The organism is uncultured Veillonella sp., from assembly GCF_963522475.1.
GTDB lineage: Bacteria > Bacillota > Negativicutes > Veillonellales > Veillonellaceae > Veillonella.
Genome location: NZ_CAUQYW010000005.1, coordinates 123,593 through 138,865, shown reverse-complemented (window position 1 = coordinate 138,865; position 15,273 = coordinate 123,593). Strand labels below are relative to the sequence as shown.

At 39.8% G+C, this 15,273-nt stretch carries 11 protein-coding genes and 1 tRNA gene; all 12 read right to left on the bottom strand.

The genetic code is table 11. From position 1 onward, the window contains the following. Nucleotides 1-95 precede the first annotated feature (95 nt). The 12 genes from RWP19_RS04685 to RWP19_RS04630 all read right to left on the bottom strand — a co-directional run bounded on the left by RWP19_RS04685 (nt 96) and on the right by RWP19_RS04630 (nt 14,872). Nucleotides 96-1,019 carry a hypothetical protein gene (locus RWP19_RS04685; RefSeq protein WP_314356656.1) on the bottom strand — a complete coding sequence of 308 codons (924 nt, stop codon included), beginning with the start codon at nt 1,017-1,019 and terminating at the stop codon, nt 96-98. Nucleotides 1,020-1,025: 6 nt separating this feature from the next. Beyond that, on the bottom strand, nt 1,026-1,460 hold the full coding sequence (locus tag RWP19_RS04680) for a type II toxin-antitoxin system antitoxin SocA domain-containing protein (protein ID WP_314356654.1): 435 nt from the start codon (nt 1,458-1,460) through the stop codon (nt 1,026-1,028). Nucleotides 1,461-1,812: 352 nt separating this feature from the next. Further along, nucleotides 1,813-1,901, bottom strand: a tRNA-Ser gene (locus tag RWP19_RS04675). Nucleotides 1,902-2,062: 161 nt separating this feature from the next. Further along, entirely contained in the window at nt 2,063-3,016 is a 954-nt protein-coding gene (locus tag RWP19_RS04670) for a magnesium transporter CorA family protein (protein WP_295207677.1), read from the bottom strand. 301 nt (nt 3,017-3,317) lie between these two features. Next, entirely contained in the window at nt 3,318-5,450 is a 2,133-nt protein-coding gene (locus RWP19_RS04665) for a heavy metal translocating P-type ATPase (RefSeq protein ID WP_314356652.1), read from the bottom strand. Between the two features lie 349 nt (nt 5,451-5,799). Next, nucleotides 5,800-6,123, bottom strand: a complete 324-nt coding sequence (locus RWP19_RS04660) for a YolD-like family protein (protein ID WP_314356663.1) — start codon at nt 6,121-6,123, stop codon at nt 5,800-5,802. A gap of 4 nt (nt 6,124-6,127) precedes the next feature. After that, a complete protein-coding gene (locus RWP19_RS04655; protein WP_314356651.1) occupies nt 6,128-7,411 on the bottom strand; it encodes a DNA repair protein in 1,284 nt (427 codons plus the stop codon). A gap of 254 nt (nt 7,412-7,665) precedes the next feature. Next, nucleotides 7,666-9,024 (bottom strand): replicative DNA helicase, encoded by a 1,359-nt coding sequence (gene dnaB, locus RWP19_RS04650; RefSeq protein WP_314356649.1) that lies wholly within the window; start codon nt 9,022-9,024, stop codon nt 7,666-7,668. A gap of 69 nt (nt 9,025-9,093) precedes the next feature. Beyond that, nucleotides 9,094-9,540 (bottom strand): 50S ribosomal protein L9, encoded by a 447-nt coding sequence (gene rplI, locus RWP19_RS04645; protein WP_314356648.1) that lies wholly within the window; start codon nt 9,538-9,540, stop codon nt 9,094-9,096. Further along, entirely contained in the window at nt 9,537-11,564 is a 2,028-nt protein-coding gene (locus tag RWP19_RS04640) for a DHH family phosphoesterase (protein ID WP_314356646.1), read from the bottom strand. The genes rplI and RWP19_RS04640 overlap by 4 nt, the downstream gene beginning before the upstream one ends. 16 nt (nt 11,565-11,580) lie before the next feature. Beyond that, nucleotides 11,581-12,540, bottom strand: coding sequence for a DUF2232 domain-containing protein (locus RWP19_RS04635; protein WP_314356644.1), 960 nt, complete (start codon nt 12,538-12,540; stop codon nt 11,581-11,583). A 196-nt stretch (nt 12,541-12,736) separates the two neighbouring features. Then, entirely contained in the window at nt 12,737-14,872 is a 2,136-nt protein-coding gene (locus RWP19_RS04630) for a ribonuclease J (RefSeq protein WP_399553581.1), read from the bottom strand. Nucleotides 14,873-15,273 lie beyond the last annotated feature (401 nt).

The window sequence follows — 15,273 nt, the reverse complement described above, 5'->3', positions numbered from 1 at the left end:
ATATCTCATGAAAATACCCCCTTTACTGGTTGTCCAGTAAAGGGGGTACATATCAAAACCTAAGGGGCTTTATATTACATTACAAACTAATTATGTCACTTTAAAATATAAAAGATTCCTACTGACAACAAAAGTAAAATTATCGCTACTTGATAGAACCCATATAAATATGGGAGTCGATACCTTACTCTTCCTACAGTACAGAAACACTCATTACACGTATTACAAGATTCTGATTTAGAACATTTTGAAAGTATATCTCTACCAATAAGCCTTGCTATTATATGTAATAAAGCTACTACAGCAGTTATTGTACAAACTGATGCAACAATAATCAAAATTAACAAAAGGCCTAAACTTTCACTAGTTATTTCTCCAGATAGACCTTTTCCAACCACATATATCTGTCCAAGTAACCCTACTACAATACTAATAAATATACCTAAAACAGTAACCTGACTAGACTTTAAATTCTCGGCTTCTTTTTTTGCACTATTAACATTATCAGATAATTCTTTAGATTGCTTAGAAATGTCAATAATACTATCTTTTGCATCAATTAATTGTCTATTAATCTCATCCTTATGAGAAACCCAATAAGCTATTCTTGCATACTCTAAAGCTATATGATCATATAGTTTGAATACTTTTTTCTTGAGATCTTCATCAGCACTAGTTTCATCCAAACTCATTATATAGTCATAACATACTTTCATATTAGTATTTAAATTATTTAAAGGACTCCCTTCTGCAATACCCTGATCCAAAAAACTACTCATGCACCTAAAAATTTCAGAATATAAATGTCTAAAATCATTTATATATATAGATTGTAATTTAGTTAAAGCATGTTCTTTTTCGTCACTAGTATTAAATTCAGTCACATCTTTCTCACTTAGTGCATAAATAAACTTTATAAGTTCTTGAACTGGAGAGCTATTATTAGTAACCGCTTTATTAGATACAACTTGATCTATATCTTTACTTTTATCTATGTTAAAAAATATTCGTTTATTCATATTTTTTTAGCCATTTATATAATGTTCCAAAAAATATTTCTTTATACTATCAGTCGAAATAATATCATTCAAACTAACCTTGCTCCACGGCGAACCATCTACATGCGTTTCTTTGACTAGTTCTATAGCCGAAAATTCTAGTAACTCATCTAAAACTAATTTTACTACATCTTTCAATTTCTCGGCTAAGTCTAAGTCCACTTCAAAGGGGATAATAATATCATTAGCACCATACATAGAATAGGCATAATAAACATCTTCAACTACAGGTCCATATTTCCATGCAACTATCTTATCTTCAAAAGCAGGAACATTATTTAAAGCTAGAGATACGCCTTGTACAAAATATAGCAATTTTTGCAACTTTAAATTACTAACAGGGCTTTCTCTATGTAACGCTTCTTGTACAATGTATTTAGCAACTTCTAAGGCTTTAACCATGATTATTCCTCCTTAATATATTATATTTATTTTAACAATAATGTATCATTCTGTATATCCTATATTTCATTTTTCTTTTATATTTCCTTATGACAGTCAATAAATTTAAAATAAAAACCCCCTAGGCGTTAACCTAAGGGGCTTTAGAAGTGATTATATGATTTTGAAAACATTATATTTACTGCTTTCGCCTCTATTTTACCACAAAATTTTAGGGGGCAAAAAAGGGGGCAAATTATATTAAAACTATAGACTACTCATGAATATCTAAGAGCATCAAGAATGTAGGTATTATCTAACTTTATATACTCTTTCATATTCTTTGATAGTCATTAAAACTCATAAAAATGAATGGCGGAGAGGGTGGGATTCGAACCCACGGCCCCTTGCGGAGTCACTGGTTTTCAAGACCAGCTCCTTAAACCACTCGGACACCTCTCCATAACGGTATTATTATATCAGATTGGCCCAATAATAAGCAACAACGTAATATAGGACAAGAAAAAAAGCTGACTTAAAGCCAGCTTTTTCATGTGTATTTGTTATTAAATTAATATTTCAACTATTTACTATTGAATTGAGTATTCACTGATTATCATAAATTAGAATAAATCTTTTTTCCACATACCGATAATGGCAATAATAGAGAATACTAATGCAACACCTATAACCTCATAGAATCCCTGTGGATCATCTTGGAATGGCAACGGCACGTTTGTCCCCCACAAGCTAAATACGATTGTTGGCACCGCCATAGCAATAGTAAGGGTCGCCAACATTTTCATAACCAAGTTAAGGTTATTGGAAATAATAGATGTGAAGGCGTTCATCATGTTCATCAAGATATTGGAGTACATTTCAACCATCTCGATGGCCTGTTTATTCTCGATGATAACGTCCTCTAGTAAGTCCTCATCCTCTTCGTACATCTTGAGAAGATGTTTATAAGAACTATGACCACGCAAGCGCAATAGACGTTCCATAACAGTACCATTCGTGCGCAAAGCAGAGGTAAAGTATGTCATGGATTTCTGTAATTCCAACAATTGGAAGAAGTCTTTATTCTTTGTAGTATGACGCAATTGGATTTCAATATCGTCAGTACGACGGTTGATTTGTTGCAAGTAGCGCAAGAACATAGTTGCTGTACGATACAAGATTTGGAACAAGAAACGGGTCTTTTTGTATGTATAGAATGTAGAAATCTGATTAGAAATGAATGGATATAACACTTCAGACTCTTCTAAGCAGATAGTAATGAAGAAGTCTGGCGTCAAGAAAATACCAAGCGGCACTGTATCATACATATCGTTACCGCGGATAACCGGAATATTGATAACGATAAAGATGTAGTTATCCTCTAACTCCACGTGAGAACGTTCTTCCATATCGAGAGCGGTCTTTAAAACGTCCGTTGGGATTTCCGTCAAAATATTGATAAGGGATAACTCATCGGGGTCTGGGTTCACCAAATTTACCCAAGAACCTTTTGTGGCATCTGATACAGTGCTATCGGAAACTAACTCTTCTTCTATATGTTTATACACCGTAATCATGCTATCCCTCCTTCCAACGAACTTATAGTAATCATCTAATAAATTATATACTATTTTATAGCTATTATTCAATTCAATTGTGAAAGTTTTGTGTATCTAGAACATACATATACAGTTTTATGTCTATTTATGATGTACAAATGTATAATAAAAGTATCGTAAATGTTTAATTCACACAATAAAATAACCTCTAAATTAGCCAGTTACTAACCTAGAGGTTATTTATATCAACCCTGATCATTCAGATCAGGAGAATGTAATTTATTTCGTTCCTCTACAGAGCTATAAACTCTGCTTTCACCTAATTGCGGCGCAAGATACGAACAGAGTTCAAGATACAAAGGATGGATACGCCAGTATCACCAAATACGGCCCACCACATGGATGCATAACCCATAAGACCTAGCACCATGATAAGGATTTTTACAGCAATAGCGAATACTACGTTTTGCCATGCTACACGCAACGTTGCTTTAGACAAGTCAAGAACGTGTGCAATAGCAGTCAAGGATGAACGCATGAACACAACATCTGCTGCCTCGATAGCCGCATCAGCACCGCTACCCATCGCGCCACCTACATCAGCACCTGCAAGTACTGGAGCATCGTTGATGCCATCCCCTACGAACATAGTTGGACCATATTCAGAGCGAATATCTTGTACTACGGACAATTTATCTTGAGGCAACAACTGAGCACGTACAGCACTTACGCCAGTTTCTTTAGCAATATAATTTGCACTTGCTTCAGCATCACCTGTAAGCATAACAGTTTTAATATCTTGACCATTAAGATTAGCAATCGCTTCAGCAGAATCAGGACGAGCTTCATCAGCGATGATAATACGACCTAAGTATGTATTACCTTCTGCCACAAGAACTTCTGTGCCATATTTAGCAGATTCTGTTGGATAGCCTTGAACCGCATAGCGTTCCATAAGACGACGGTTACCAACAAGAACTTGTTGACCATCTGTCATACCTACCATACCTTCGCCAGCTAATTCTTGAACGAAATCTGAAGGTTCCACTGTAAGGCCTTGATCTTTTGCTTCAGATACGACGCTTGTTGCGATTGGATGCGTAGAAACGGCTTCGATAGCTGCCGCCATGGATAACAATTGACTGGAACTTACATGAGATCCTACAGTTTCTACGCTGTGAACTTTGAACTCACCAGATGTGATAGTACCAGTTTTATCAAGAGCTACAGCTTTCACATTAGCCAACGCCTCGATAACGCGGCCACCTTTTAACAAGATACCGTGTTTAGATGCATTGCCGATACCGGAGAAGAATGCGAGCGGTACGCTAAGTACCAATGCACATGGACAAGAAATAACAAGGAATGTTAAGGCTGTGTAAATCCATTTATGCCATTCACCTGTAATAAGGGATGGGATAATGGCAACAGCAAGAGCAAGGAGTACAACGATTGGAGTGTACACGCGAGCAAAACGCGTAATGAAACGATCGATTTTAGGTTTAGAAGATGCTGCATTTTCCACGGCATCAAGAATTTTAGTAACCATGGATTCTTCAAGAACCTTATCTACACGCATCGTAATGCGACCAGATTCATTGATGCAACCAGACATAAGTTGAGTGCCAGGTACAGCGCGAACAGGAACAGGCTCACCTGTTACAGGTGCTGTGTTAACGCGTGTTTCGCCTTCAAGCACTGTGCCGTCTAGAGGGATTAAATCGCCAGGACGAACCTCGATAGTCCAGCCTACTTCAACCTTTTCAGGAGCCATAACTACGATTTCACCACCGCAGTCTGTATCTACAACCCGTACCTCTTGAGGACGCATATCGACAGCATTCATGATTTCTGTACGACTACGATCAGTTGCTTTTTCTTCGAAGAACTCACCAATACGGTAGAACAAGATAACGCCTACTGCTTCAGGCAATGCATCGATAGCAATAGCACCCAATGTAGCAATAGACATCAAGAAGTTTTCATCAAATACTTCACCTTTTAGGATATTACGACCTGCAGTGCGCAATACTGGGAACGCAAGAAGAATATACGCAACATAGTAAATTGGAGTTTCAATACTCTCTGGCAAGCCGATGGATGGGACGAAGGATGACAAAACTTCATAAATCATGAATAACAAGCCTGCTACGATGACTGCAATTGTTACAGCATCACTATCACGATCCTGGTCAGGACCATGATCATCCATAGCCGCTTTAGATTTACGCTCATAATCAGCTACGGTTACGCCCTCTTCGATGGCATCACAAATCTCTTGAATATCACGTTTAAGAGCTTCACGGTCTTTCCAAGAGCCGGTTAATTTTAATTGATGTGTAGCAATTGTGAAATTTGCAGTCTCTACCACATCCATTTTACGGATACGATCTTCAATTTTTGCTGCGCAGTTCGCACAGTTCAAATCCTTCAACAACAATGTTTCTTCCATGATATCTCCTTTGATAATGGTGAAAGCTTCTATCCTATATAGTAAGTTAGTTTCTAATACTTATTAGACATATCTTATAGCATATCTTTTAGATATTTTTTACTTTTCTCATCAGATACTTTATATGAGTATCTATTCATACATTTATTTTAATAAAATACATACTGTATGTCAAGAAAAATTATCAAAATATATGACACTAAACATTAGTAAAATAGCCTATGCTCATCATACATGAGCATAGGCCAAATCTATGTTTCTTCACTTTACAATTTACTTTACTGAGTTTCTTTATTTGATTACTTTACCAATTACATTAGTGTTATTCTTATCAACTCTTCAAAGGTTCTTATTCAAAAAGATTAATTTCCTTTATATCTTTAAAAGCAATGGCTACACCCTCAATAGATAGACTATGGGCAGGTTTACCTATCCCCTCGATAGTCCCTACTAATTCCGTATAGTAATGCCCTGTATAATAAAGCACTCGTACAAAATCCCCTTCCACCAAAGATTGGATTGTACGATTCAGTTCCTCTATTTGATCCTCTGATAACTCAACGCGAGCCTCCTTAGGTCTTGCTACAGCTGCCAGTAATACTTCAAATCCCTTTAATGTCGCAAAGGGCATAAATTGTTTCGCCCGTTGTAAACGAGACATGCGATGTTTCATTAATTTATTCTCCATTGTGGCCACCTACCAAGGTATTTCTAAAGCGCATTGTCCCTTCATCTTGCAAGCTAGAGGCACGTAAAATAGCGTTTTTACCGAACTGCTCCTTGATAGATAACATCGCCTCATGTACTTGCCGCTCCTTTTCCTCTTCCTCCGTCGCAAGAGAGCTGAATAGATCTATCTCCTGAGGTATAGCAGAGCGATTGACTAAATCCTCAAAGCTCACGCCTATACGCCGTATAAGTTCATTTTTATGACAATGTTGTTCATATAATTTAATTACTGCCGTCGTTAATGCTTGCAATGAATCAGTGTACTGTTTAAGCTTTTTAGAACCTCCTGTGGAGCGCACCATATCATCTGCATAGCCAATATGAACATGAATATGGTTCGTAACCCCTTTGATTTGTAAAAGCTCTAATACCAAGGACTCCACCATTTCCCGCATAGGCACGTACGCCTCTTCGTACGTATAGTTACGTAACAAAATCTGGCTATGCGAGATAGAATGCTTAATAGGACGATACGCATGGATATCTGCAATTGTACACGGCTCACGGCCCCAAGCATGATCGATAATGAGCTCTGCATTAACACCAAATTCCTTGTACAACTTGGCCTCTGGAACCATGGTAATACCATGCAAATCATAAGCTCCATATTTATGTAAGCGGTTGGCTATTCCCTTACCAATCTGCCAAATGTCGGTCAAGGGCTGATGATACCAAATTTTCTCTTTAAAGAGGCTTTCATCAAGATACCCTATAAAATCAGGCGCATGTTTTGCCAGGATATCGAGAGCAATCTTGGCAAGGAACAAGTTTGTTCCAATCCCAACGGTGGCATAAATCTTGGTCGCCTCTAGCACCGCATCCAGTAGCATCTGTGCCAACTGACGAGGCGTTTTCTTGTAGAGCGGTAAGTAAGGCGTAATATCGATAAAATACTCGTCGATAGAGTATACATGTACATCCTCAGGTGCCACATACTTGAGCAAAGTCCCGTAAATCTCAGCAGACGCCTGCATATACCGCTTCATATGAGGCTTTACCGTCAAATACTCAATGTGCGGAGGAATCTCAAAAAGACGACTGCGATTCTTAACACCTAGCTTTTTTAAGGCCGGTGAAATGGCCAATGTAATAGCCCCTTTGCCACGAGACCCATCGGCCACCACCAAAGGCGTTGTAAACGGATCCAGCCCCAAATCGGCGCACTCCACAGACGCGTAAAAACTCTTCAAATCAATGCACATATACATTCGATCCGTATCAGCTGACCCCATACAAACACCTCCTCAAACCGCTAAATACCTGAAGTTTATAAGAATTACAAGAAGAATAATTTCTATGATTAGTATAACAAAAATACGGAGTATTTTCAAACATATGTTTGTTATTATAATAATAAAAAGAAAGGACTATACTTATGCAGCGACATCAGGTCACGAGGAGCAAAGAAGTATAGTCCTTTCTTTTTAATTAAAATGTAGCTATGTAACGGGGCCCCATCAATATAGGCACCCCACGATAGTTTTCATTATTGTTCCGGCCCCATATCTCGGAATTCCACGTCTCTAAATTGGGTTAATTCCCCAATGAATTGGAGTTCCACGGTACCAACGGAGCCATTACGGTGCTTACGAATGAGGACTTCTGCGTTGTCCCCTTTTTCGGAGTTTTCATCGTAATATTTATCGCGGTACAAGAAGATAACGATATCCGCATCTTGTTCGAGGGAACCAGATTCACGAAGGTCAGATAGTACAGGCCGTTTATCTGGTCTGCTTTCAACACTACGAGACAACTGAGACAAGGCAATGAGCGGCACGTTAAATTCACGAGCAATCAATTTGAGGTTACGAGAGATTTCAGACACCTCTTGTTGACGGTTCTCGCTGCCCTTGCCGGAGTTGCGGCCTTGCATCAACTGAATATAGTCGACGATAACGAGATCGAGACCATGTTCCACCTTAAGACGGCGCAATTTAGAGCGCATATCTTGCACGGTAAGCCCCGGCGTATCATCGATAAAGAGCTTAGACTTGCTCATGCGATCCGCAGCGGCGATAACCTTTTCCCAGTCAGCAGGGTCCATGTTCGCACGGCGCAACTTTTCAGAGCTTACACCTGCCACTGAAGATAGAATACGACCAACGAGCTGTTCCTTTCCCATTTCTAGGGAGAAGAACGCTACCGTCTTGTCGTACAACATCGTTACATTTTGAGCAATGTTCAAGGTGAAAGCAGTTTTCCCCATTGCAGGACGGGCTGCTACGAGAATAAGGTCAGATTTTTGCAGGCCATTGAAGACATGGTCTACATCCTTAAATCCTGTTGGCACGCCTGTAATGGCACCATCGTGTTGTTGCAATGCGTTTAACTTATCTAAGTTAGATAATACTACATCACCAATGGCAGCAAAGGATGATTCAGACTGTGTTTGACCACTTACGTCTAATACCATTTGTTCCGCCTTGTTAAGGATAGCCGTTGGCTCATCTTCGCCAGCGTACGTCATGCCTACGATTTTATTCCCTGCATCGATAAGGCGGCGCAACTGAGCTTTCTCACTAATGATTTTCGCATGTTCCTCTACATTGTAGGACACCGATTCATTAGCCAAAGATGTAATATATGCAAGACCACCTACCGCATCGAGACGCTTACGACGGTCTAACTCTTCACCAACAGTGATGAAGTCCGCCGTCTTGTTAGCATGCACGATTTCTAAGATAGCATCATAAATAATACGATGTGCATCGCGGTAAAAGTCTTCAGATTTTAGAATACTCGTTACCGTATCGACAACGGCACCCGAGTTGGATCCATTCGTTAATAAAGCCCCCAAAACAGCTTTTTCCGCATCTAAATTATGCGGTGGAATGCGTACATCCATGATAATCCCCTTTATAAAACCACTATGGATAAAAGAATTCACCATACTCAAAGAGCATGGTGAACACTATTATTCAGCTACTACGTTAACCTTGATAGTACTTGTAATTTCAGGATGAACACGAACGAGTACATCATGTACGCCTAATGTTTTCAATGGTTCTTTGATTTCGATTTTCTTTTTATCGATATCTACTTTGTATTGCGCTTTAGCTGCATCGGAAATATCTTTTGCAGTAACGGAACCGAATACACGACCTTCTTCGCCCATACGAACCTTTACAGTTACTTCAACCTTAGTCAATTGAGATGCCAAGATCTTAGCTTCGTCATTTGCAACAGCCTTATTATGAGCAATGGATTCTTGTTTTTGTTTCGCATTATTTACGTTAGTTGCTGTACCTTCAAGACCAAGGCCTTTTTTGATTAATACATTACGGCCATATGCGTCGCTAACTTCAACGATTTCGCCTTTTTTACCAACCTTTTTAACGTCTTCTAACAATACTACTTTCATTGTTCTTCCTCCTCTTTCTCTACGGAATGAAGGGCCTCAAGAGCATGGTCTAAGATAGCCTTCTTCGCTTCCTCTATGGTCATACCTTGTAATTGGGCACCAGCCACGGTTCTGTGACCACCACCACCCAAGGCTTCCATTACAACCTGTACATTTACCTTGCCTTTGGATCGAGCACTAACGCCGATACCGCCGTCATTCAAAGAATACAGTACAAAGGCTGCTTCAATATCTTCATTACTAATGAGCATATCCGCACTTTGTGCAGCTAATGCCATCATATCCTTCAAACCTTCAGGGGCTACAGAAATAGCAATCCCTTCAGTTCGACTGGCTTCAAATACCATTTTAGCACGCAATTGAACAGAATCGAAGGTTTCAATAAATAATTGTTTAACACGTTCAATATCTGCCCCTGCACGGCGTAAGAATGCAGCCGCTTCAAAGGTGCGCGCCCCAGTTTGTTGCACAAAGTTCTTTGTATCGAGCACGATGCCAGCATAAATGCCTGTAGCTTCTGACTTTGAAAGTTTTACGCCACCAACTGCGTATTGTACAAGCTCTGTTACGAGCTCAGAGGTAGATGATGCAGTTGGTTCCAAGTACGTAAGCAATGGATTTTCTACGAAGTCCGCTGCACGACGGTGATGATCAATAACGATACGTCGTTCAGAAATTTCAAGAGCCTCTTGAGCTGCTACCATTTCTTGGCGATGTGTATCACATACAATGGTGAGCGTATTAGCATCTACCCAAGCTTTTGCCGTTTCAGGGGTGATGATATGTTCTGTCCAGAACTCATCTTCTTTCAGAACAGTCACCATTTTATCAATGGCACTCGTTTCCTTTGAAAGTACGATCCGCAATTCTTTACCCAAGGTACGCGCAATAGCTACAACTCCAATAATACCACCTAATGCATCATAGTCTTCACGCTTATGACCCATCACAAGGATTTTATCGGAATCAAGCATAAGCTCATGTAAAGCTTGCGATACAACACGAGCACGAACACGGGTATTCTTCTCAACACCAGCTGTATTACCGCCGAAGAATCGGGTACTTTCACCATCCATAATACACACTTGGTCACCACCGCGACCTAATGCAATATCTAGAGCAGCACGAGCTCGGCTCGATACCTCTTTTACAGAGCCTACGTTCTCGCTAATTCCGATAGAAATTGTTGCTGGCACTTGACGAGGAGAAGGCAATTTACGGATTTTCTCAAGGATTTTAAATCCATCTTCCTCCATCGCATGAAGTGCACCACGAGAAATAGCAAAGGTATACATATCATCTTGGAAGTTACGAATGAAACCTTCTTGTCTATCAATTTCATCCATAATGATATTGTTAATATCGGCCCAAACACTTGTATACTCGCGGTCACTAAGACCTTTTGTCAACTCTTCAAGATTATCGATTTGAATCATGCCCCATACAGGCTGATCTTCTTCAGCTTTAATACGCGCCTTTTCTAGGTTCGTAATATCTTTAAAATACAAAGCCATTACTGCATGCTCTGCCAATTCATCTTCACTATGAATATCTGGTCGTGCATCACGAGGATCAATGAATTTGTAAATAATTTGGAAATACTTATCTTCATACTGTTCCGTCATAAATCCAGATTTTCCCCAGATTTTATCAATACGGAAGCCAGGAATAAGAGCAGACATTTTTTGAAGTTTATTCCAGTCTACCTTAACCCAGTCTGCAAAGACACTATTATTCCATACGAGGGTCCCTTGTTTATTAACAAGAGCAATCCCCATTGGCAAGTTTTGTAAAGCAAAGTTCGAAGCTTGTGTGACGTTTTTCATCATCGCCCCAAACTGTTCCCTTGCTAAACGACGCCGGTTATGAATGGTGTTATAGTTAACCAAATACGCCGCTACTACGATAATTAAAGCTAGAATTGCAATGGCCCAATTTAAATAGGCCAACAATAGTAACAACAATACGATAACGGTAATAATGGTAATTTCTAAACCTTCCCATTTCCGTTGAAAGGATTTCATAACGGCCTCCTTTCTATTACAAGCTACGTTTTTGAAAACGTGCTCGCATATCTAAAAACATATCTAAAATACCATATATAACGAGTGCCATTGGACTCATCACATACAAGAAGCCTATGATAGCAAACTTAAAGATGCCTGCCAAGTTATAAGACTTCATAATAGATAGCAAACATGTAATGCCGTTTAGACCACATATCATGCCACCAAATAAGGCAATATTAAGGCCTATATCTGAAAGAATACCATTAGCATAGCCCAAGTACTGACCGCCATAAGCAAGGATAATACCTACGGCCAATACGCCAGCACCCCAAATTGGCATACGCCAAGTATCCATCGTAGGCAATGTGCGCACCACACTATTAGTGCGGCGCCCAATATACGTAACAAGTTTAGCAAGAATATAAATAACAACCGTATTAGCTCCAAACCAGTATGCCAATATCATCCGCTTCGCTTGTTGTATAGCAAGATCGATACGATTAATATAAGCATCCATTTGTTCTTGTGTCATAGGCTGTTGCTTAATAGACTCAATAAGCATATTCTTAAGGTCTACATCAATCATATGATTAATCTGAGACAAATCAAAAGATGTAACACCTGCAGAGATTAAAATTCCCACAAGACTCGTCACTGTAAGCGCTATAGCTGGTATAACGATAAGTTTACCCAAGGGCCAATTTGCTCTGAAAGCCTCACCGAGAAAAATACTTGGCAAGGAGTATGTCAAAATGGTAGCAATCGCCATTAAGGGACCTACTAATAAGGATATAAGTACAAATGCCACTGCTGACGCGGCACAGCTATATCGGCTGCCCCACCGGATACCAATGAGTGCAATTCCAGCAGGTGCAACCAAGGTTGCTAGCAAGCTAAGAAATGGTACTGTCGTTCCTATTAGAGTTAACATAACAACGATAGCCGATACAAATGCAGTTTCTACCATCGCTCTAGTATTTGTTTGTTTCATAAATCTCCATTCTAAATAAAAGAAGATAAATTAATTGGTATCTTTTAATTATAACAGTTTAAAAAGGTAACTTCAAATACCCTATATGGTAGACAAATGCGATAGTACCGCTATTTATAGTAGATTTTATAGATCCTTTTTTTAATGTTAAAAGTACCACACCATACGATGCGGTACTTTTATATATTATATGTGATTATACGTCTTGAATAATCGGTAAAATCATAGGACGACGACGAGTTTTATCGTAGAAGAATTTACCCAATGCGTCGCGTACGTTTTGCTTGATAGTAGTCCAGTCTTTAATGCGTTGCATTTCACATTCTTCAAGGACTTGATCTACGCGATGTTCTGCAGCAATCATAAGTTCTTCTGCATCACGTACGTATACAAAGCCACGAGATACGAGGTCTGGACCAGCTACGATTGTGCCAGAAGCTTTATCCATTGCCATTACAACGATAACCATACCTTCTTGTGCCAATTGTTGACGGTCGCGAATAACGATATTACCTACGTCACCAACGCCAAGGCCATCTACGAAAATAGCGCCAGCTTGTACACGACCGGCTTTACGGCCACCATCTTTATCGAATTCAAAGATTTGACCATTATCACCGATAAGGACCTTCTTAGGATCTACGCCCATAGCAACACCAAGTTCACCATGACGACGCAACATGCGGTACTCACCATGAACTGGGATAAAGTATTCTGGACGAACAAGGTTAAGCATTGTTTTAAGCTCTTCTTGGCTCGCATGACCAGATACGTGGATACCACGATCTTTACCGTATACTACATGACAACCTAAACGAAGCAAGTTATCGATGGTTCTACCTACGGCACCTTCATTACCAGGAATTGGTGTAGCAGAGATGATAACCGTATCATTCGGTGCCAACTCTACAGTGCGGTGGTTGCTTGTAGCCATACGGGACAAGCCGGCCATTGGTTCACCTTGAGAGCCTGTTGTTAAAATCATGATTTGATCATCAGTGTAGTTGTGCATTACATCTACGTCGATGATTGTATTTGGTGGAATGTTCAAGTAACCGCGTTCTTGAGCAATCTCTGTAACATTTACCATACTGCGACCCATAACGACAACCTTACGGTTAAACATAACTGCCGCATCAATAGCTTGTTGGATACGAGATACGTTAGATGCGAATGTAGCTAACACAACGCGGCCTTTCGCTTCCCCAACAGCTTGTTTAATAGCAGGACCTACGGAGCTTTCAGAGCCTGTAGTACCTGGTTTCTCAACATTTGTAGAGTCGGACATCAACGCTAATACGCCTTTATTGCCAAGCTCAGCAAATTTGTGCATATCCATCAAACGGCCATCAACTGGTGTTTGGTCGATTTTAAAGTCACCTGTATGAAGTACAGTACCGATTGGTGTATCGAAGTACACAGCGCAGGAGTCAGGAATGGAGTGGTTTGTTTGGATAAAACCAACCTTCACTTGACCAATTTGAACTTCATCGCCGGCTGCAATGGTACGAAGACATTTTGGAGATACTTTATGTTCTTTGAATTTGCCTTCGATCAAACCACAAACAAGGTTTGTAGCATATACAGGACAGTTAATTTCCTTCATAAGGTACGCCAAAGAACCGATATGGTCCTCGTGACCATGAGTAATAACAACGGCTTTTACGCGGTCCTTATTCTCGATGATATAGCTCATATCAGGAATAACGATATCTACGCCAAGCATATCTTCGCTAGGGAACGCAAGACCCGCATCAAGAACAATAATTTCATCCTCATATTGGAAGATGGTCATGTTCTTACCAATTTCGCCAAGGCCACCTAATGGGATAATTTGGAATTTACCCTTGTTAGCACCATTTGGTGTACGACCTACTAATTCCACATGCTCTTCTTGATTATTACGGTTTGTAGTGCGGTTATTCGGACGATTGTTATTACGGTTTTGACCATTGCGTCCATTATTAGTTCTCGTATTACGTGTATTTTCACTGCGTTCACCACGTGGTGCACGAGTTTGGCGTAGTTTGCGTTCTGTACGTTCTTGACCTTCGCCTTGCTCAGCATTACGACGAGTATTTGTACGGCGAGTCGTATTAGTGCGACCACCATTATTTGTACGCGTATTAGTACGGCGTTGACGTGTTGTGCCGTCACCTTCGCCAGATACTTGTTGACGAGTGCGACCTTCGCCAGCAGGACGACGTGTGTTAGTACGGCGGCGAGTTGCTTGTTTATGTTCGCCTTCAGCCGCAACGGTTCGAGTCGCAGTATTCTCTACTGTTGGTTCTGCTTTCACTTGTGCAGTAACCTGATTATCTGTTGTATTCACAGTTCCTCCTAAAATTTTATTCATTATTTTATTTAACATAGTTTCTTTTCTCACCTATCACTTGAATTGATCTATGCTATGGAGGCCACACAAAGAAAAAGGCGCTAAAATACTAGCGTCTCGTCAAATGGGCGCGAAAATGCGCTATCAATTTTTGCCGTTCCTAGTGTTGTTGTGACCATTTGCCATAGCAAATGAGTATATTGCTATCATTAGACATGTCAGCCGCGACGGGTACGTTCTTTTCATTCCAATCTAATGAACGTTGCAATATAATCCGATCGATTTTGATGAAAGCCTCGCTTTCATACATTACTGTTATTGTAACATAAAAATAGCGTTAACAAAAGAGGTGAATCCCCATGTTAACGCTATTAGACATATACTATTCTATTTATTAT